Here is an 18,813-nt window from a genome sequence, read left to right as displayed (position 1 = left end):
CACCTCGAACTGGTCGACGCGGACACCGAGATTCGGATGAAGCGGGTGCGCTCGGGGGAACTGGATGCGGCGATCGTGCGCGGCCCGCGGGACGAACCCGGCCTCGAACTGCTGCCGCTGTGGTCCGACCGCTTGGTGGCCGCGATCCCCGCTCGGCACGACCTCGCGGTGTTGCGCGAAATCGATCTCGCGCGCCTCGCGCGGCTGCCGCTGCGGTTGGTCGGCCGCACCCGCAATCCCACCCTCTACGACCTGGTCGTCGACTCGTGCCGGGAGGCCGGCTTCGCACCGGCCTTCGGACCGGAGTTCACCACCGAACAGGACACGCTGGCCGCGATCGGCTTCGGCGCGCCGAGCTGGACGGTGTACTACGCGACCCAGGCGGCGAATCTGTCGTTCCCGGGCGTGGTCTGGCGTCCGCTGCGCAACCCGGAGCCACGGATGCCGAGCTATCTCGCGGTGCCGCCCGATCCGCCGCGTGCCGAATTGCGGGCACTCATCGAGGCCTGCCACACCGTCACCGATTGATCACCTGATCGCGGCGGCCGCCCACCCGAAGACGTTTCGCACCAGCACAATTCGTTGCAACACCGCGCCCTCCGCCGCCGTGCCGGGCGCGGATACTCCACGCCCCGCCGAGCTATCCGCGCGCCACGCGAACCGTGCGGCCACCGGCGAATATCACGCAATACGGGAATCACGCGATCGCGGTATCTTCCTGTGGCGCAACCACTTCCGCCTCTCGTATGCTTGAGCTCCGAGCGGTGGGGGGTACCCGGTGAAACGACTGCTGATGTTCGTCCTGGCGGCCGTCGCGGCGCTCTCGAGCTACGACTACGCACGCTCCCCCGGCCACATCGGCATGGCGGTGGCGGCCGGGGTCGTCATCACGATCTGGCTGACCGCCAAGGCGATCGACTGACAGCCGTGTGGCCCCCGACCGGGTCGAGGGCCACCCGCGACGACGCGGTCACGCACCGGCCGGCACCCGCTCACGCCGAGCCGGCGACCGGAACGTCGCCCAGGCGAGCGCCGCCGCCAGCACCGCGATCCCCGCCGCGGCACCGAATGCGGCGGAGAACCCGTCGGTGAGGGCATCGGCGTCACCGATGCGGTCAGCTCCGGCGGCCGAGGCGATCGCGGTCACCACCGCCAGCCCCAGCGCCGATCCGATCTGATAGCCGGTGTTCACCAGACCGGACGCCAGGCCGCCCTGCTCCGGCCGCGCCGCGGAGATGGCGGTCTGCAGCGACGGGACGAAGGCCAGCGACATCCCGAACGCGGCCGCCAGCGATCCGGGCAGCACGTCGATCCAGAAGTTGCCGTCGGCACGGATGAAGGTCAGCCAGACCAGCCCGGCACCCAGGACCAGCAGTCCGGTGACGATCATGGCGCGAGCGCCGAAGCGCGCGAACAACTTCGGAGACACCGCGATCATGCCGACCATGATCAGGGCGGTCATCGGCAGCAGAGCCGCACCCGACGGGAACGCCGAGTAGCCGAGAACCTGCTGCAGATACAGGTTCAGGAAGAACCACATCGGCACCCAGGCCGCGCCCAGCAGGACCTGAGCCAGGTTCGCCGCACCGAGATTCGGCGCACGGAAGATCGACAGCGGCATCAGCGGGTTCCGGCGACGGGCCTGCAGTACCAGGAAGGCCGCCAACAGGACGACCGCGAGCGCCAGAACACCCCACGTCGATCCGGAACCCCACCCGACCTCGGGGGCACGCACGACCGCGAAGACGGCCGCGCCCAGGCCCAGCGTCGCGGTCAGGGCACCGAGCACGTCGACCGAACCGCCGGACGCGGCCGCCCCCCCCGGGAACCAGCACCGCGGCCGCGACGACGGCCAGGGCGGCGATCGGGATGTTGATGTAGAAGACCCACGGCCACGAGGCGTACTCGGTGATGAGCCCGCCGAGGAATACGCCGGCGGTGCCGCCCGCCGGGGCGGCGGCGCCGTAGAACGCGAAGGCGGTGGTCAGCTCCTTGGGATTCGACCCGAACACCATCATCAGCAGTGTCAGTGCCGAGGGGGCGATCAGCGCGGCGCCCGCACCCTGCACACCCCGGCCGATCAGCTCGACCGCGGGCGATCCGGCGAGTCCGGCCACCAGCGACCCGGCGCCCAGCACCACCCAGCCCATCCGGAAGATGCGGCGAGCACCCCAGATGTCGGACAGGCGCCCGCCGAGCAGCAGCAGGCCGCCGAAGACGATGACGTAGGCGTTGAAGACCCAGGACAGACCCTCCTGCGAAAAGCCCAGGGACTCCTGCATTTCCGGCAGCGCCACCCCGATGATCGAGGTGTCCATGATGACCATGAACTGCGCCAGCGCGATCAGTGCCAATGCGAACCAGCGCCGCGACGGCGGCGCGGATACCCGAGTGGACATAGAAATCCTCACTCCTCGGTTGCGGGCGCATCCGCTGCGCCCGTGGAATTTCCGACCCGTTCTGTATACCCATAGGGGGTATCAGACCGATATGGCGCGCGCCTGTGATTCACGTCATACCCCTATGGGGTATGTGGATTCCGAGGTTAAATCTCCGCGACCGCGAAAGAAGAAGGGCCCGTCGGTCATTCGACCGGCGAGCCCTTCACGATGCCGACAAGGATCAGTCGCGCAACTCCGGCGGCAATCCGAACAGCGGGAACAGCCGGTCGGTGTCGAGGAAAAAGTGAGCGAGCGACCACTACGGCGTAGTCGCCGAATCGACCCGCTCCGGCCCGCACCCTGGAGCCCGGTGCTGACGGTAACAACCGGTCAGAGAACGCCGAAGATCCGCGCCATCCATCGCTGAAGGTCACACGCAGGTGCGCACCTGCCTCGAATCCAAGTTTCAAGATGGTTGGGCACGAGCGCCAGGGCGGTTGGGGTGTCACGCTGAAGAAGGGGCCGATGTGAGAGGAGTGTGTTGTGTCGAAGCCGAAGATCTTGTTCATCGTGAGCGGGGCCACATACTGGGTGCTGAAGGACGGCACGAGGTACGCGACCGGCTACTGGGCCGAGGAGTTCGCCAATCCGTACAAGATGCTTACTGACGCAGGCTACGAAGTCGTCGTCGCCACTCCGGGTGGCACCACGCCGAACGTCGACATGATGAGCCTGCGCCCCGCGATGGCAGGCGGCGAACAGGCCGCGTTGGACCTGGAGGCGATCATTCGCGATGCGGAGGCTATGCGTCGGCCGCTCGAGTTGTCGGATGTGCGTCTGGAGGACTACGTGGCTGTCTACTTGCCCGGTGGCCACGGCCCCATGGCCGACCTGGCGTTCGACGCCGATGCGGGCCGCCTGCTCACAGCGCAGCTGGAGTCGGGCAACCCGCTGTTCATCGTGTGCCACGCGCCGTCCGCGATGCTGGCCACCAGGATTCACGGCGTCTCGCCTTTCCAGGGCTACAACGTCACCGGCTTCTCCAACGAAGAGGAAGAGGCCGTCGGCCTCGCCTCACGGGCCACATGGCTGCTGGAGACGGACCTGAAGGAGAAGGTCAAGGTCAACTACAGCCGCGGCCCCATCTGGGAGCCCTACATGGTCGAGGACCGTAACCTCGTCACCGGCCAGAACCCACACTCCGCCGCGGTTCTCGGAGGGCGGATGCTGGAAATTCTCGCGTAGGAACGCGGACCGGCCGCGCTGCCACCTAGGCCGATCGCGGCGATCAGGCTGAGGACACCGGCACATACCCGGCGAGCCCTTCACGATGCCGACAAGGATCAGTCGCGCAACTCCGGCGGCAATCCGAACAGCGGGAACAGCCGGTCGGTGTCGAGGAAGAAGTTCAGCCCACTGATCGCGGGACCGTCGAATTCCAGCACCGTGATCGACCAGGGCGAGAAGACCCCGGGCTCGTCGGTGGGTTTGTACTGGCCGAAGGCCGGCAGTCCATTGGCGCCGTCCAGCGGGATCAACCGCGAACCCCGGCAGGCCGAGGGGCCCGGCGACAGCATGAACCGAGCGACATTTTCCGGACCGGAGACCCACAGCTCGATGGGCGGCATGGACAGCGCCACATCCTGTTTCAGCAGCGAGGTGAGCGCATCCATGTCGTAGGCCTCGAAGGCGCGCACGAAACCGTCGACGAGTTTGCGCTGGCTGTCGTCGGATTCGTCGTAGCCGCTCGACTCCGAGGGCTGCACCTTCGACATGGTCGCGCGCGCCCGCTGCAGCGCGCTGTTCACCGACGCCGGCGACATCGTCAACATCTCGGCCGTCTCGTTGGCCGAGAACCGCAGCACCTCTCGCATGATGAGGATCGCCCGCTGGGTGGCCGGCAGATGCTGACAGGCGGCCACGAACGCCAGTCGCAGCGAATCCTTGGTACTGGCATGTTCGGCCGGGTCGGCGCCGAAGGCCAGTGCGTTCGGAATCGGTTCCACCCACACGTAATCCGGCTGCGGCGGCGGCAGCGGACTGTCCGGACTCGACGGGCCGGACAGATCCATCGGCCGGGCCCGGCGCTGCGGGCCGTCGAGCATATCCAGGCAGATGTTCGTGGTGATCTTGTACAGCCACGATCGCAGGCTGGACCGACCCTCGAACGAGTCGTAGGCCTTCCACGCCCGAGTGAAAGTCTCCTGAACCGCGTCCTCTGCCTCGAACGAGGAACCCAACATCCGATAGGCGTAAGCACACAGCTCCCGCCGGTAACTCTCGAATTGCTGCAGCACGTCGTCGACGGTGCCGGCGGAAGCTTGTTCGCTCATGCGGATCACTGTGGCACAGGGCACCGACAGAAAACACCCCGGAAGTAGGGGCATGGACACGGACGCCGAAATCGCCGCACCTCACGGGGATCGCGGGAGCGCGGCGATATCGATTGCCGGTTATTTACTTCGGCGAGCTATCTATTTCCGCGTGGCTATTTCGAGGACGCCTGGGATTCCTCGTCGGCCGGACGCGAGCGGGCATGTTCGTTGGCCCACCGGTAGTCGGGCTTTCCGGCCGGCGAACGCTTGATCTCGTCCACGAACCACAGGCTGCGCGGCAGCTTGTAGGAGGAGATCTCCTTGGTCAGCACCGGACGCAGCTCCTCGAGCGTCGGACGGTTGCCGCCGCGACACTGCACGACCGCGGCCACCCGCTGTCCCCAGCGCTCGTCCGGCACACCGATCACCAGCGCGTCGAAGATCTCCGGATGGCATTTGAGCGCGCCCTCGACCTCCTCCGGGTAGATCTTCTCGCCGCCGCTGTTGATGCTGACCGATCCGCGGCCCAGCATCGTCACGGTGCCGTCCTCCTCGACCCGGGCGAAGTCGCCGGGGATCGAGTAGCGAACGCCGTTGAACTCCTTGAACGTCGCGGCGGTCTTCACCGGGTCGTTGTAATAACCGAGCGGGATGTTGCCGGTGCGGGCCAGCACGCCCACCTGACCGGAGCCGGGCGCGACGGGGTTGCCCGCCTCGTCGATGACGGCGGTGGAGGCGTCGATCTTGACCCGGGGACCGCCGGTGTGGGTCGCCCCCTTGGCCGCGATCGACAGGCCGCCGAAACCGGTTTCCGAGGAGCCGATGGAATCGGTGATGACCGTATTCGGCAGCAGCTCGATGAACTCGTCCTTCAGCGCCGGGGAGAACAGCGCGGCACTGCTGGCCATCGCCCACAGACTCGCATGCTGATACGGCTCACCGGTTTCCGGATTACCTTCCTTGAGCGCGTCCAGCATCGGCCGCGCCATGGCGTCACCGGTGATGAAGATGAGGTTCACGCCGTGGCGGTCGATCGCCTGCCACACGGTGTGGGCGCTGAACTCGGGCAGCATGATCGTCTTGCCGCCGTCGAACAGGCCGTGGAAGGTCGCCGACTGCGAACCGCCGTGGATCATCGGCGGGATCGGGTAGCGGACCATCTGCCCACCGGCGGCGCCGGCCTTGGCCTGCTGCCACTCGTCCTCGATCGCCTCGCCGGTGACGAAGTTGATGCCGCCGCCGAGCACCCGCCACCAGTCCTCGTGCCGCCACATCACACCCTTGGGCATGCCGGTGGTGCCGCCGGTGTAGATCATGAAGATGTCGTCGTTGGAGCGGTCGCCGAAGTCGCGCTCACCGTGCGAAGCCGCCAGGGCCGCTTCGTATTCCACCGAATCCGCGGGCAACGTCACCTCGGCTTCGGTACCGTCGTTCACGGCGATGACCGTCTTCAACTTCGGCGTGTTCGGCCGTACGGCCGACACCTTGTCGCTGTAGCGACGTTCGTGAATCAGCGCGACCATATCGGAATTGTCGAAAATGTATTGCAACTCGTTCTCGACGTACCGGAAGTTCACGTTGATCATTACTGCCCGCGCCTTGAAGATCGCGACCATGGCCTCCACGGCCTCGATCGTGTTGCGCGAGTAGATGCCGACCTTGTCACCCGGCTGCACACCCTGTTCTTGCAGGTAGTGCGCCAATCGGTTGGCCCGATCCTCCAGCTCGGCATAGGTCACCGAGCGGACGTCGTCGGCCAGCGCGACACGGTCCGGCACGAGGTCGATGGTGTGTTCGACAAGGTCCGCTATGTTGTAGCTCACAGGACCAAAATAGAACGTGTTCTCACGCCTGACAAGACTTGATTTACACAGTTTACTAATTCCGCCGAAGCGGCAGCGGGTTTCGCCGGAACGCGTATTCTGCAACGCCGACGAGCCCGCCGGCGCGGCCGGGCGGGCTCGAAGGCGCCGCGATCGAGGACGCCCCACACAGGGCAGGACGGTAAGGGCGTCCGGACTCGATCGGCGAGACTGCGGCTACGCGGGCACGTAACGCTCGCGCAGCTTGCGCTTGTACAACTTGCCGTTCGGATCGCGCGGCAGTTCGGGCAGGTAGTCGATACTCTTGGGCAGCTTGTACTTCGCCAGGCGAGCCGCGGCGAACTCCATCAGCTCCCGGGTCAGCGCGCCGTCGGCCGCGACCCCTTCGGCCGGCTGCACGACCGCCTTCACCTCCTGGCCCCAATCCGGATGCGGGATACCGAAAACCGCGACGTCGGCGACCTTGGGATGAGTGATCAACTCGCCCTCGATCTCGGCCGGATAGATGTTCACACCCCCGGACAGGATCAGATCCGAGCGCCGGTCGTGCAGGAACAGATAGCCGTCGGCATCCATATGCCCGATGTCGCCCACGGTGAACAGATCGCCGACCCGCGCGTCCTCGGTCTTCGACTTGTCCTTGTGGTACTCGAAGTTGGAACCGCCCATCTTCATGTACACCTGGCCGACCTCGCCGGGCGCGACCTCGTCACCGTCCTCGTCGAGCACCTTCACCACCGCGTACGGCCACGCCTTGCCGACCGACCCCGGCTTGCGCAACCACTCCTCGCCCGAGATCGACGTGCCACCGCCCTCGGTCGCCGCGTAGTACTCGGTGACGACCGGACCCCACCACTCCAGCATCCTGCGCTTGGTCTCCTGCGGGCACGGCGCGGCGCCGTGGATCATGCAGCGTAGCGAGGAGACGTCGTAGCGTGCCCGCACCTCCTCCGGCAGGGCGAGCAGCCGGTGGAACTGGGTGGGGACCATATGGCTGTGGGTCACCCGATGCGTGTCGATCAGCCGCAGCATCTCCTCCGGATCCCACTTGTCCATCAAAACCACCTTGTGCCCCAACTGAATCGAGATGGAGGCGAAGTTCAACACGGCGGTGTGATAGAGCGGCGAGCCGCAGATGTGCACGTGGTCGTCGAAGGGCTGGATGCCGAAGAGTCCGAAGAAGCCGGTCGCCTGCGGGCCGACCACATCCGGATCGGCGCCGGTCAGCGGACGCCGAACTCCCTTGGGGCGTCCGGTGGTTCCCGAGGTGTAGAGCATCGGCGCACCGGTGGTCCGGACGTCGGGGCGTCCGGACTCCCCCGCGCCGAGTTCGGCCAGAGGCTGGAAGCCGTCGATGTCGCCCACCGAATAGCGCGCGCTCGCAGGCACATTCGCTTCGTCCGCGGCGATCGACGCGGCCTCGGCGAAGCGCTCGTCGGCGATGAACACCTTCGCCTCGCTGTCACCGAGAATGTAGGCGACCTCCGGACCGGTCAGATGCCAATTCACCGCGACGATGTACAGCCCGGCCTGATAGGCCGCGAAGTACACGGCGAGCGCATCGGTGGTGTTGTGCACCATCGACACCAGCACATCGCCGGGCTGTAAACCCTTGGCCTGCAAGCCTCTTGCGATGCGGTCGGCCTGGTCCGCCAACTCCCGGTAGCTGACCTCACGCCCCGACGGATCGACGACCGCGATCCGATCGGGGTCGGTGGCCGCGATATTCCACAGTCCCAGCTTCTGCGCCGGCTCCATCGAAGTCACTCCTCGAATCTAGAACGTGTTCTACATCTGGACAAGGGGGGCGAGGCGGTGCAGCTGCGCCACGTCACGCACCGTCACCAGGAGCATTCCGACGCCCGCCGCCTCCCAGACCTTCAACTGGGAACGCACGTGGTCCTCGTCGCCGATGATGGCGGTGTCGAGGATCAGCTGGTCCGGAATCACGGCGGCGGCCTCGTCCTTGCGGCCGGAGCGGAACAGCTTGGTGATCTCGTCGACCTCGGCGCCGTAACCCATCCGGCGATAGACCTGGGCGTGGAAGTTCAGCTCCTCGGCGCCCATGCCGCCGATGTAGAGCGCCATCACCGGCTTGATCCGATCGATCTCCGCGCGAGCGTCGTCGGTGATGATCACCTGGCAGCTCGCCGCGATCTCGAAGTCCGCCCGGGAACGCCGGGCACCGGGACGGGCAAACCCCTCGTCGAGCCATTCGTCGTACATTCCGGCAAGTCGCGGGGTGTAGTAGATCGCCAGCCAGCCGTCGGCGATCTCGGCCGTCAACGCCACGTTCTTGGGCCCCTCGGCACCGAGCCAGATCGGCAGATCCGCACGTAGCGGATGCGTTATCGGCTTGAGCGGCTTACCCAGACCGGTCGAGCCGGGCCCGTCGTAGGGCAGCCGGTACTGCGCGCCCTGACTCACCACCGGCGCCTCGCGGGCCAGCACCTGACGGATGATCCCGACGTACTCCCGGGTGCGCTGCAACGGTTTGGCGAACGGCTGACCGTACCAGCCCTCCACCACCTGCGAACCCGAGACACCCAAGCCCAGGATGTGGCGGCCACCGCTGAGGTGATCGAGGGTCAGCGCGGCCATCGCGGTCGCGGTGGGAGTGCGGGCGGACAGTTGCACCACCGAGGTTCCCAGCCGCACCCGCCGCGTGGACGAACCCCACCAGGCCAGTGGCGTGAAGGCATCCGAGCCCCAGGACTCGGCGGCGAAAACCGCGTCGAATCCGGCCTCCTCGGCGGCCACCACCAACTCCCCGGCATTGGGCGGCGGTCCCGCACCCCAATATCCGAGCTGCAATCCGAACCGCATCGTCGACTCCTTCCGCCCGGCCCGTTTCACCGAGCCCGCTGCCGGACACCTTTCCAGGTAGCCCTTGCCACCAGAATAAGAACCTGTTCTACTCGATATCGTGACCAATGGGAACACCATGACCGGCGTAATCGCGAAAGGCAGCGGTCCGGAAGCGGAACCCGCACCCGAGGTACTCAGCGCCGAACTACGAATGAAGTTCGACTACACCCGATCGGTCGGACCGACCATCGGCCGGTTCCTGACCGGGCTGCGCGAGGGCCGGATCGTCGGCGTTCGCGGCAGCGACGGCCGGGTGATCGTGCCGCCGGCGGAATTCGATCCGGTGACCGCGGAGCGGCTGACCGACTTCGTCGACGTCTCCGATGTCGGCACGGTGCAGAGCTGGAGCTGGGTCGCCGATCCGCTGCCCGGCCAGCCGTTCGATCGCCCCTTCGCTTGGGCGCTGGTGAAATTCGACGGCGCCGACACGGCGGTGCTGCACGCCCTGGACGTGTCGTCTCCCGACGAGGTGCACAGCGGATTGCGCGTGCGGGTGCGCTGGGCCGACGAACGCACCGGCAGCATCCACGACATCGCCTGTGTCGAACCGGGCGAGACCTCCTCGGCCCCAGCCGGTTCCACCTCGTCGGCTACCGATGCGGCCGAGCCGGTCACCGGCATCATCACCCCGATCGACCTGCGGTACAAGCACACCGCCTCGCCCACCGAGACGCGGTATCTGAAGGCGCTGGCCGAGGGCCGTCTGATCGGCGGTCGCGCCGACGCCGAGAGCAAGGTGTACTTCCCGCCCCGCGGCGCCGACCCGATCGACGGCCGCCCGACCGACGAGATGGTCGATCTGCCCGATACCGGCACCATCACCACGTTCTGCATCGTGAACGTGCCGTTCATGGGCCAGAAGATCAAGCCGCCGTACGTCACCGCGTACGTACTGCTCGACGGCGCCGATATTCCGGTGCTGCACCGGGTGCTGGGCTGTGATCCCAGCGAAGTCCGCATGGGTATGCGCGTGAAGGCGGTGTGGAAGCCACGCGAGGAGTGGGGTTACACGCTGGAGAACGTGGACCACTTCGAGCCCAACGGCGAGCCGGACGCGGACTACGACAGCTACCGGCACCACCTCTAGGAGCGAAACACCTTGAGCGACAACGCAACAGATATCGCGGTGGTGGGCTTCGCCCACGCCCCGCATGTCCGTGAAACCTACGGCACCACCAACGGTGTCGAAATGCTGGTTCCCTGCTTCCGGCAGCTGTACGACAAGCTCGGCATCGGCGTGTCCGATATCGACTTCTGGTGCTCCGGATCCTCCGATTACCTTGCCGGACGGGCTTTCTCGTTCATTTCCGCCATCGACTCGATCGGCGCCGTGCCGCCGATCAACGAATCGCACGTCGAAATGGACGCCGCTTGGGCGCTGTACGAGGCGTGGGTGAAACTGCGTTCCGGACAGGCCGAAACCGCTCTGGTCTACGGCTTCGGCAAGCCCTCGGCCGGCACGCTGCGGCAGGTGCTGACGATGCAGATGGATCCGTACCTGGTCGCCCCGCTGTGGCCGGACGCGGTCTCCGTGGCCGGGCTGCAGGCCCGGGCCGGCCTCGACGCCGGAAACTGGACCGAACGCGATATGGCCGCGGTCTCGGCTGCCGACGACGCCGAGATCGAGAAGCGGCTCGCCGCACCGTATGTCGCGAATCCGCTGCGTGAACACGACATCGCGCCGATCACCGACGGCGCCGCCGCGATCGTGCTGGCCCGCGGCGACAAGGCCCGCGAGCTGTGCGAGCGGCCGGCGTGGCTGACCGGTATGGCGCATCGCATCGACACCCCGATGTTCGGTGCGCGCGATCTGACCACCTCCCCCTCCACGGCGGCCGCGGCCAAGGCGGTGCTCGGCGGGGATGCGAGCGGATTCGACGTCGCCGAACTGCACGCGACCTACAGCCACGAACAGCTGATCCTGAAGCAGGCCATCGGACTGAGCGAGTCCACCCGCATCAACCCCTCGGGTGGTGCGCTGGCGGGCAACCCGATGTTCGCCGCCGGTCTGGAACGAATCGGCTACGCGGCCAACGAAATCATGAACGGCACCGCCGAGCGAGCCCTCGCACACGCCACCAGTGGTCCGGCGTTGCAGCAGAACTTGGTGGCCATCCTGGAGGCTGGACGATGACCAATCAAGCCGCCGTACTCGGCACGGGACAAACCCATCACGTGACGAAACGGACCGATGTCTCGATGGCCGGTATGTGCCGCGAGGCAATCGATCGCGCACTCGAAGATGCCGATCTGACCATGGCCGATATCGACGCGGTGATCGTCGGTAAGGCGCCGGACCTGTTCGAGGGCTCGATGATGCCCGAGCTGTTCATGGCGGATGCCCTGGGCGCCACCGGAAAACCGCTGCTGCGCGTGCACACGGCGGGTTCGGTCGGCGGTTCGACCGGCGTCGTGGCCGCCAACCATGTGCAGGCCGGCGTGTACCGCCGGGTGCTGGCGATCTGCTGGGAGAAGCAGTCCGAATCCAATGCCATGTGGGCCCTGTCGAATCCGGTGCCGTTCACGATGCCGGTCGGCGCCGGTGCGGGCGGATACTTCGCACCGCATGTGCGCGCGTACATCCGCCGGGCCAACGCTCCCCTGCACATCGGCGCGATGGTGGCGGTGAAGGATCGCCGCAACGGCGCGAAGAATCCGTTCGCACATCTGCGCCAGCCCGATATCACCATGGAATCGGTACTCGCGTCCCAAATGCTGTGGGACCCGGTGCGTTTCGACGAGACCTGCCCGTCCTCCGACGGTGCGTGCGCGATCGTGATCGGCGACGAGGAGTCGGCGAAGGCGGCCGAGGCGTCGGGTAAGAAGGTCGCGTGGGTGCACGGCACGGCCATGCGCACCGAACCGCTGGCCTACTCCGGACGCGATCAGGTCAACCCGCAGGCCGGACGCGACGCCGCGGCCGCGCTGTGGAAGCAGGCCGGGATCACCAATCCGCTCGAGGAGATCGACGCGGCCGAGATCTACGTCCCGTTCTCCTGGTTCGAGCCGATGTGGCTGGAGAACCTGGGCTTCACCCCCGAGGGCGAAGGCTGGAAGCTGGTCGATGCGCGCGAGACCGAGATCGGCGGGAAGCTGCCGGTCAATCCCTCGGGCGGCGTGCTGAGTTCCAATCCGATCGGCGCATCCGGCATGATCCGCTTCGCGGAGGCGGCCAAGCAGGTAATGGGCCGGGCGGGCGATTACCAAGTCGAGGGCGCCCGAAAAGCGTTCGGCCATGCCTATGGTGGCGGATCACAGTACTTCTCGATGTGGGTAGTGGGCTCGGAACCACGGTGACACGCAATTCCGCCGGCATTTCCGGTTCACCGGATTGCCGGCGGAAAGCACATTTGCAATTCCATCAGCAAATTCACCGAAACCACCGAGCCGGGAGTCCGAGATGACCGCAACCACCACCACCGAACATCCCGCGCGCCTCGCCGGACGGGCCTCACAGGCCGCGGTGCGCGCCCGGGACAAGGACGCGTGGCTGGCACTGTTCGCCGCCGACGGCATCGTCGAGGATCCGATCGGCCCCTCGGTCTTCGATCCCGAGGGTGTGGGCCATCGCGGCCGCGACGCCATCGCGGCATTCTGGGACAAGGCCATCGCGCCGACCGAATCCATCGACTTCGTCTTCGGCGACTCCTTCGCCTGCGGCAGTGAGGTGGCCTTCACCGGGCTGATCCGCACCCAGCTGGGCGGACACGTCATCGACGCCGAGGGCGTGTTCACCTACAAGGTCGACGAGGCGGGAAAGATCGTGGCGCTGCGCGCGTTCTGGGAAACCGATCGCGCGATGGGAACCATGCGCAAGGAATAGCGCCGGACTTGACGGAAGGGCGGGCACCGTGGGTGCCCGCCCTTCCGTGTCCAGGTCCAGTAGAGACTTCCCAGTTCATCGGCTGATTTCGCAAGAACATGGGTAACTCACCGGGCACGCCCAGAACTCTCGGCGCTCACAACGTGAGACCGACGACCAGGCCGACCACCGCCTCACGACACGCTGGAGTCCCGGAGAGGCGGCACTGCCTTGGTCTTGTAGTCGACCTGGAATTCCTTGATGCCGTTGAGCCAGCCCGAGGTCAGGCGCTTGGGGTCACCGAGCTTGGTGATATCGGGCAGGTGGTCGGCGATGGCGTTGAAGATCAGGTCGATCTCCAGCCGCGCGAGGTTGGCACCGATGCAGAAGTGGGCGCCGGTGCCACCGAAGGACAGGTGCGGATTCGGATCGCGAGTGATGTCGAAGGTGTACGGATTCTCGAACACCTCCTCGTCGAAATTGGCCGAGCGGTACATCAGCAGGACGCGCTGACCCTTCTTGATCTGCACCCCGGACAGTTCGGTGTCGACCAGCGCGGTCCGCTGGAACGAGCTCACCGGCGTGGCCCAGCGGATGATCTCGTCGGCGGCGGTGGCGGGCCGCTCGCGCTTGTAGAGCTCCCACTGCTCCGGGTTCTCCAGGAACGCGATCATGCCGTGGGTGATGGCGTTGCGAGTGGTCTCGTTACCGGCGACCGCCAGCAGGATGACGAAGAAGCCGAACTCCTCCGAGGTCAGCGCCTCACCGTCGATATCGGCGTTGACCAGGGTGGTGACGATGTCCTCGGCCGGTTGGGCCTTGCGGGCCTCGGCCATCTGCCAGGCGTAGCCGAGAATCTCCATCGACGAGGCGGCCGGGTCGGCATCGCTGTCCGGATCGTCGTAGCCGGTCATCTCGTTGGACCACTGGAAGACCTTCATCCGGTCTTCCTGCGGGACGCCGATGAGTTCGGCGATCGCCTGCAGCGGCAGCTCACAGGCCACCTGGGTGACGAAGTCGCCGGCGCCGCTGGCCGCGGCCGCGTCGACGATCGACTTGGCGCGGGCGGACAACTCCGCGCGCAGGCCGTTGATCGCGCGCGGGGTGAAGCCCTTGGAGATCAGTTTGCGCAGTTTGGTGTGCTCGGGCGCATCCTTGTTGATCAAGATGTGGCGCTGCAGCTCGATGGCCTCGCGCGGGATGTCGTCGTTGAAGCGGGGAATCGCGGTGTTCTCGTAGGTGGAGAAATCGTCGCGCCGCGAGACCTCCTTGACATCGGCGTGCTTGGACACGACCCAGAAGCCGTCGTCGTGGAACCCTCCGACCTCCGGAGACTGCGGGTTCCACCAGATCGGCGCGGCCCGGCGCAGCTCCGCGAACTCTTCGACGGGAATGCCGCGGGCCCACATATCGGGATCTGTGGCGTCGAACCCCTCGGGGAGGTTCGGAGCTACATGGGTGTCAACCACCAGTTGTCTCCTTCGACTAACTGAAACACGTTCTACCTTCATTGCAGCATAGGTGGTATCAGTAGTAAAGAAGCCATAGTCCGCCCTCAGTACATCCACAGAACTTGTTCCAGTTTCTGTGCTGATACGGATCCTGTTCGAAAGGTTGAAGTTATGGGCACACCCGTCATCGTCGAGGCCGCGCGCACCCCGATCGGCAAACGCAACGGCTGGCTGGCCGGCCTGCACGCCGCCGAGGTGCTCGGCGCCGCCCAGCGCGGCGTCCTCGAGCGCGCACAACTCGATCCGGCACTGGTCGAACAGGTCATCGGCGGCTGTGTCATGCAGGTCGGCGAGCAGGGCAACAACGTCACCCGCACCGCGTGGCTGCACGCCGGACTCCCCTGGCAGGTGGGCGCGACCACCATCGACTGCCAGTGTGGATCCGCCCAGCAGGCCAACCACCTGATCGCCGGGCAGATCGCCCAGGGCGCGATCGACATCGGCGTCGCCTGCGGCGTCGAATCCATGAGCCACGTCCCGCTGGGTGCGAACGTGGGCGAGAACGCCGGCCCCCGCCGCCCCGCGAGCTGGGACATCGATATGCCCAATCAGTTCGAGGCGGCCGAGCGAATCGCCAAGCGGCGCGGCATCACCCGCGACGATATCGACGAATTCGGCGTGCGCTCACAGCGTTTGGCCGCGCAGGCATGGGCGGAGGGGCGTTTCGACCGCGAGGTGCTGACCATCGCCGGCGCACCGCAGGTCGACAAGGAGGGCACCCTCACCGGCGAGACGCTCGACGTCAACCGCGACCAGGGCTTGCGCGAGACCAGCCGGGAGAGCCTGGCGAAGCTGAAGCCGGTGCTGGAGGGTGGAATTCACACCGCCGGCACCTCGTCGCAGATCTCCGACGGCGCGGCCGCGGTGCTGCTCATGGACGAACAGGCCGCCGCGCGTGCCGGACTGAAGCCGCGGGCTCGCATCGTCACCCAGTGCCTCGTCGGCGCCGAGCCGGAGTTCCACCTGGACGGCCCGGTGCAGGCCACCACGCGCCTGCTGGAGAAGTCGGGCATGAGCATCGCCGATATCGATCTCTTCGAAATCAACGAGGCCTTCGCCTCGGTCCCGCTGTCGTGGGCGTCGGTGCACAAGCCGGATATGGATCGGGTCAATGTCAACGGCGGCGCGATTGCGATCGGACATCCGGTCGGCAGCACCGGGTCACGTTTGATTACCACCGCCCTGCACGAGCTCGAACGCTCCGACAAGTCGATCGCAATGGTCCTCATGTGCGCCGGTGGCGCACTTGCGACCGGGACAATCATCGAGCGGTTGTAATACCGAACAGATTTCCTCCGTAGTTGAACGTTCATCCTCACAGCCCGGAGACGTGTCGTACGCCACACAAACTGCGATACAGACAAAAGGATGAGATGTCAGCTATCTTCCGGTTATCAACGGCCCGTTGAGCGAGACTCGTTCGACGGGCCAGAACCGGAGCGTACTGCCCCTCGACCAGTGAGGGGGCGTTGCCCCGCAAACGTGCCGACGCTGAACAGTTCCCGGACGGCCGACCTGGAAGCTTCAAGGAAATCCTGAATCAGGCGTAGGTTTTCAGTTACTCAGCCGCTAATATCAATGATACGTATCCGAGATAACGACTGTTAGTACAGCGAAGGGAATTGGGCGGCTCACAATGGCTGATTTCGCGGCGCGGCTGAACAAGCTGTTCGAAACCGTGCATCCCCCGGGGCGTAAGCCGCACACCAATGCCGAGGTGGCGGCAGCGCTCACCGCCTCCGGGCATCCGATCTCGAAACCGTATCTCTCGCAGTTGCGGTCGGGTCAGCGGACGAACCCCTCAGATGAGACGGTTGCCGCACTGGCAAAGTTCTTCAAGGTCAAACCGGACTACTTCTTCAACGACATCTACGCCGCCAAGATCGACCATGATCTGGAGTTGCTGTCCCAGCTGCAGGGCTATGGACTGCGTCGGCTGTCGAGCAGGGCGTTCGATCTCTCCGAAGAGTCACAGAACCTCCTGACCTCGATGGCCGAAAAGCTCCGGGCGAGTGAGGGTCTGCCCGAGGTTCCACCGGACGGCACGGAATAGCAAGTCGGACAAGGCAACACAGTGCGGCACTCGGAACCGCACTGTGTTGCCTTGTGTGCAATCACTGTGTTGCCTTGTGTGCAATTCAGGCTGCGCTGCGCGAACGGACCGCCGCCCAATCGGTCCGGCCACAGCGATGATCAATCCGCCTGTGCGACCGCTGATTTCCGATCGGCCGCGGTGTGCTCGAAGGCGCGCGCGATCGCCTGCACCCAACCGCGCGGGCTCAGTCCCTCCGGCGGTGCGATCCAGCGGGCGTCGACGATCTCGTCGCCGAGGGGATTGCGGGCCCAGCGCGCCACCCGTTCGGCACGGTCGGTGACCGAGCGGGCCGGCACACCGGCCGCCGCCACCTCCATGCCGCCGCCGGTCTGCAGATACAGCGCGTCCATGATCTGCGCGACCTGATCGGACGCCTTGAGCTGGGTGGCCGACACCGTCTGTTCGTGCGCGACCACCTCCGGGAAGCGCTTGATCATCGTGCGGTGCAGGGCCCGAATCTGGCGCAGCAGCAGGCGCGCCCGCACCCAGAGCTCGATCACGATCCATACCGCGCCGACCGCGATCAGCAGGCTCGCGAGCTGCCAGACCGGCCAGAACCAGCCCGGATCGCCGGGCCGCACGGGGTGGTCACCGATCGCCAGCCGCCGAATCGACAGCGCCGCAAGCACACCCGCGATCACGGTACCGGTGGTGTAGAGCGCGATACCGCGACCCAGCGCCGTCCAGTCCAGATTGCGCAGACCGGTGACGGCGATGAAGGCGCAGCCCAGCAGGGTCATGACCCAGCCGAACAACATCGACCACCCGATCGTGGCGGCGATGACGAGCGCGCCGAAACCGTAGACCATCCAGGCGATTTGGCGCAGATTACGACGCGAGACCACCGGCCAGGCGGCCGCCGCCACCACCGACGTGGCCACCGCGAACAGCAGCCATGTCGCCACCACCAGCCGGTCGGCCAGTGCCGCGCCGTTGATCCCCTGCGGCAGTGCGTGATCCACCGCGACCGCGATCTCGGGTATGCCGAGGGTGGCCGCGGCGGCGACCGCGGCGACCGCGATCACGATCGCCACCCGGGCCGTGGTCGCGGGTTTGACCAGGACGCGACCGATGCGGGCGCCGGCCGCCATCCACACCAGCAGGGCCGTCAACCAGAACGTCATACCTACCCTGTCCTTCTCGTCGGACGAACCTTCGTCGGATGTCCCTCGGTCATCGGCGTCTCCTGCGGATGTCCGAGGGGCCCTCCGTGGTTACGCAGGCTGCCGCCGGTCATCCGAGCGCCTCGTCGAAGCGGAGCACCGAGACACCGGCGCCGCGGTTGTTGAAGACGCGCAGGCGGGTCATCAGCATGCCGGCGAAGGTTTCGGCTTCCCACTCGTACTGATCGTCGCGCCCGTCGTCGACGATCTGCTGATGCGCGCGCTGGGACAGCATGTAGGCGATCAGATCGTCGCTGGCCTCGAGTGTCACCTCGGCGGCCGGTTCGCCCGGGTGGTCGAAGACCACGTGGCCCAGTTCGTGCGCGAGTGTGTGGTCACGGCTGGGCAGGGCGGCTGCCAGCACGATCACGTCCTTGTCCGGATAGCTGCGGCGCTGACCGCAGACGCCCGGACCGAGCTGAGCATCGGCGATTTCGATCATGCGGCCGCGTTCGGCCGCGATCGCGAGGACCACCTCTTCCAGCGTGGTGGCGTCGAAATCGGCGGCGACCGCGCACACGGCGTCGACGGCGGCCGCGACGCGGCGGTAGGAGCGGCCCGTCTGAATCCGGCTCTCGGTCATCTCGCGCCCCCTCAGGCCCTCGGTCCGAAGAATTCCGCGCGTGCGGCGTCGATGCGCGCCTGTGCGGCGGAGGCACTCTGGAAACTCACCGCGCCGGAGCCGGCCGCCGCCAGCGCCATGGCGATCACACCGCCGAGCACGGCCAGCGTCTTCACCTCGGGCAGTCCGCTGGTGGCCGCGGTCGGGCGCACGGCCGGATTCGGTTGAGCCAGTGCGGGCGCCGGGGCGGCCGGCGCCGCTGGGGCGGGCGCCGGCGCGGGTGGCGCGGCCGG

At 66.6% G+C, this 18,813-nt stretch carries 17 protein-coding genes and 2 pseudogenes; 9 read left to right on the top strand and 10 right to left on the bottom strand.

Features of this window, described 5'->3' with window-relative positions:
• A partial coding sequence (locus ON23_RS02520) for a LysR family substrate-binding domain-containing protein (RefSeq protein ID WP_039775954.1) occupies positions 1–528 on the top strand: 528 nt, incomplete at its 5' end.
• 250 nt (positions 529–778) lie between these two features.
• The gene (locus ON23_RS37685) at positions 779–922 is read left to right on the top strand and encodes a hypothetical protein (protein WP_156511190.1); all 144 of its coding nucleotides are present in this window, start codon (positions 779–781) and stop codon (positions 920–922) included.
• A 48-nt stretch (positions 923–970) separates the two neighbouring features.
• Here ON23_RS37685 and ON23_RS39740 read toward each other — a convergent pair whose 3' ends face one another.
• On the bottom strand, positions 971–1,789 hold the full coding sequence (locus tag ON23_RS39740) for an MFS transporter (RefSeq protein ID WP_373282157.1): 819 nt from the start codon (positions 1,787–1,789) through the stop codon (positions 971–973).
• 448 nt (positions 1,790–2,237) lie between these two features.
• Positions 2,238–2,318 (bottom strand): annotated as a pseudogene (locus ON23_RS39735) (hypothetical protein); the annotation flags it as partial.
• Positions 2,319–2,924: 606 nt separating this feature from the next.
• Here ON23_RS39735 and ON23_RS02510 point away from each other — a divergent pair.
• On the top strand, positions 2,925–3,626 hold the full coding sequence (locus tag ON23_RS02510; RefSeq protein WP_039775951.1) for a type 1 glutamine amidotransferase domain-containing protein: 702 nt from the start codon (positions 2,925–2,927) through the stop codon (positions 3,624–3,626).
• Between the two features lie 98 nt (positions 3,627–3,724).
• On the opposite strand, the gene ON23_RS02505 is transcribed toward ON23_RS02510, so the two are convergent.
• From ON23_RS02505 to ON23_RS02490, 4 genes are all read right to left on the bottom strand, one after another.
• On the bottom strand, positions 3,725–4,714 hold the full coding sequence (locus ON23_RS02505; protein WP_039775948.1) for a sigma-70 family RNA polymerase sigma factor: 990 nt from the start codon (positions 4,712–4,714) through the stop codon (positions 3,725–3,727).
• Positions 4,715–4,869: 155 nt separating this feature from the next.
• Positions 4,870–6,519 carry an acyl-CoA synthetase gene (locus ON23_RS02500; protein ID WP_039775947.1) on the bottom strand — a complete coding sequence of 550 codons (1,650 nt, stop codon included), beginning with the start codon at positions 6,517–6,519 and terminating at the stop codon, positions 4,870–4,872.
• A gap of 216 nt (positions 6,520–6,735) precedes the next feature.
• Positions 6,736–8,277 (bottom strand): acyl-CoA synthetase, encoded by a 1,542-nt coding sequence (locus ON23_RS02495; RefSeq protein ID WP_039775945.1) that lies wholly within the window; start codon positions 8,275–8,277, stop codon positions 6,736–6,738.
• Between the two features lie 30 nt (positions 8,278–8,307).
• Positions 8,308–9,345 carry an LLM class F420-dependent oxidoreductase gene (locus ON23_RS02490; RefSeq protein ID WP_039775942.1) on the bottom strand — a complete coding sequence of 346 codons (1,038 nt, stop codon included), beginning with the start codon at positions 9,343–9,345 and terminating at the stop codon, positions 8,308–8,310.
• Between the two features lie 118 nt (positions 9,346–9,463).
• Here ON23_RS02490 and ON23_RS02485 point away from each other — a divergent pair, with 118 nt between their 5' ends.
• From ON23_RS02485 to ON23_RS02470, 4 genes are all read left to right on the top strand, one after another.
• On the top strand, positions 9,464–10,474 hold the full coding sequence (locus tag ON23_RS02485; protein WP_051041865.1) for a Zn-ribbon domain-containing OB-fold protein: 1,011 nt from the start codon (positions 9,464–9,466) through the stop codon (positions 10,472–10,474).
• A 12-nt stretch (positions 10,475–10,486) separates the two neighbouring features.
• A complete protein-coding gene (locus ON23_RS02480) occupies positions 10,487–11,521 on the top strand; it encodes a thiolase family protein (RefSeq protein WP_039775941.1) in 1,035 nt (344 codons plus the stop codon).
• Complete coding sequence (locus ON23_RS02475; protein WP_039775939.1) at positions 11,518–12,684, top strand: thiolase family protein; 1,167 nt, start codon at positions 11,518–11,520, stop codon at positions 12,682–12,684. Before ON23_RS02480 ends, ON23_RS02475 begins: the two co-directional genes overlap by 4 nt.
• A gap of 103 nt (positions 12,685–12,787) precedes the next feature.
• The gene (locus ON23_RS02470) at positions 12,788–13,210 is read left to right on the top strand and encodes a nuclear transport factor 2 family protein (RefSeq protein ID WP_039775937.1); all 423 of its coding nucleotides are present in this window, start codon (positions 12,788–12,790) and stop codon (positions 13,208–13,210) included.
• Positions 13,211–13,383: 173 nt separating this feature from the next.
• Here ON23_RS02470 and ON23_RS02465 read toward each other — a convergent pair whose 3' ends face one another.
• Entirely contained in the window at positions 13,384–14,598 is a 1,215-nt protein-coding gene (locus ON23_RS02465; RefSeq protein WP_051041864.1) for a cytochrome P450, read from the bottom strand.
• Positions 14,599–14,811: 213 nt separating this feature from the next.
• Between ON23_RS02465 and ON23_RS02460 the strand changes: the two genes are divergently transcribed.
• Both ON23_RS02460 and ON23_RS02455 read left to right on the top strand, forming a co-directional pair.
• Complete coding sequence (locus ON23_RS02460; RefSeq protein ID WP_039775932.1) at positions 14,812–15,978, top strand: steroid 3-ketoacyl-CoA thiolase; 1,167 nt, start codon at positions 14,812–14,814, stop codon at positions 15,976–15,978.
• Between the two features lie 358 nt (positions 15,979–16,336).
• Complete coding sequence (locus tag ON23_RS02455) at positions 16,337–16,753, top strand: helix-turn-helix domain-containing protein (protein WP_014348820.1); 417 nt, start codon at positions 16,337–16,339, stop codon at positions 16,751–16,753.
• 140 nt (positions 16,754–16,893) lie between these two features.
• Here ON23_RS02455 and ON23_RS02450 read toward each other — a convergent pair whose 3' ends face one another.
• The 3 genes and pseudogenes from ON23_RS02450 to ON23_RS38765 all read right to left on the bottom strand — a co-directional run.
• Complete coding sequence (locus ON23_RS02450; RefSeq protein WP_039775928.1) at positions 16,894–17,919, bottom strand: hypothetical protein; 1,026 nt, start codon at positions 17,917–17,919, stop codon at positions 16,894–16,896.
• A 109-nt stretch (positions 17,920–18,028) separates the two neighbouring features.
• Complete coding sequence (locus ON23_RS02445) at positions 18,029–18,541, bottom strand: ImmA/IrrE family metallo-endopeptidase (protein WP_039775925.1); 513 nt, start codon at positions 18,539–18,541, stop codon at positions 18,029–18,031.
• An 11-nt stretch (positions 18,542–18,552) separates the two neighbouring features.
• Positions 18,553–18,813 (bottom strand): annotated as a pseudogene (locus ON23_RS38765) (cell surface protein); the annotation flags it as partial.

It is taken from the genome of Nocardia cerradoensis NBRC 101014, from assembly GCF_000308535.1.
Lineage (GTDB): Bacteria > Actinomycetota > Actinomycetes > Mycobacteriales > Mycobacteriaceae > Nocardia > Nocardia cerradoensis.
Note: the sequence above shows the minus strand (reverse complement) of the source record. Positions and strands in the feature narration are given on the sequence as shown.

Excerpts from the sequence above, each read along its gene's own strand:
- ON23_RS02505 (WP_039775948.1), bottom strand. The coding sequence starts at position 4,714 with ATGAGCGAACAAGCTTCCGCCGGCACCGTCGACGACGTGCTGCAGCAA.
- ON23_RS02470 (WP_039775937.1), top strand. The coding sequence starts at position 12,788 with ATGACCGCAACCACCACCACCGAACATCCCGCGCGCCTCGCCGGACGG.
- ON23_RS02450 (WP_039775928.1), bottom strand. The coding sequence starts at position 17,919 with ATGACGTTCTGGTTGACGGCCCTGCTGGTGTGGATGGCGGCCGGCGCC.
- ON23_RS02490 (WP_039775942.1), bottom strand. The coding sequence starts at position 9,345 with ATGCGGTTCGGATTGCAGCTCGGATATTGGGGTGCGGGACCGCCGCCC.
- ON23_RS02455 (WP_014348820.1), top strand. The coding sequence starts at position 16,337 with ATGGCTGATTTCGCGGCGCGGCTGAACAAGCTGTTCGAAACCGTGCAT.
- ON23_RS02495 (WP_039775945.1), bottom strand. The coding sequence starts at position 8,277 with ATGGAGCCGGCGCAGAAGCTGGGACTGTGGAATATCGCGGCCACCGAC.
- ON23_RS02475 (WP_039775939.1), top strand. The coding sequence starts at position 11,518 with ATGACCAATCAAGCCGCCGTACTCGGCACGGGACAAACCCATCACGTG.
- ON23_RS02485 (WP_051041865.1), top strand. The coding sequence starts at position 9,464 with ATGACCGGCGTAATCGCGAAAGGCAGCGGTCCGGAAGCGGAACCCGCA.
- ON23_RS02465 (WP_051041864.1), bottom strand. The coding sequence starts at position 14,598 with ATGTGGGCCCGCGGCATTCCCGTCGAAGAGTTCGCGGAGCTGCGCCGG.
- ON23_RS02445 (WP_039775925.1), bottom strand. The coding sequence starts at position 18,541 with ATGACCGAGAGCCGGATTCAGACGGGCCGCTCCTACCGCCGCGTCGCG.
- ON23_RS02460 (WP_039775932.1), top strand. The coding sequence starts at position 14,812 with ATGGGCACACCCGTCATCGTCGAGGCCGCGCGCACCCCGATCGGCAAA.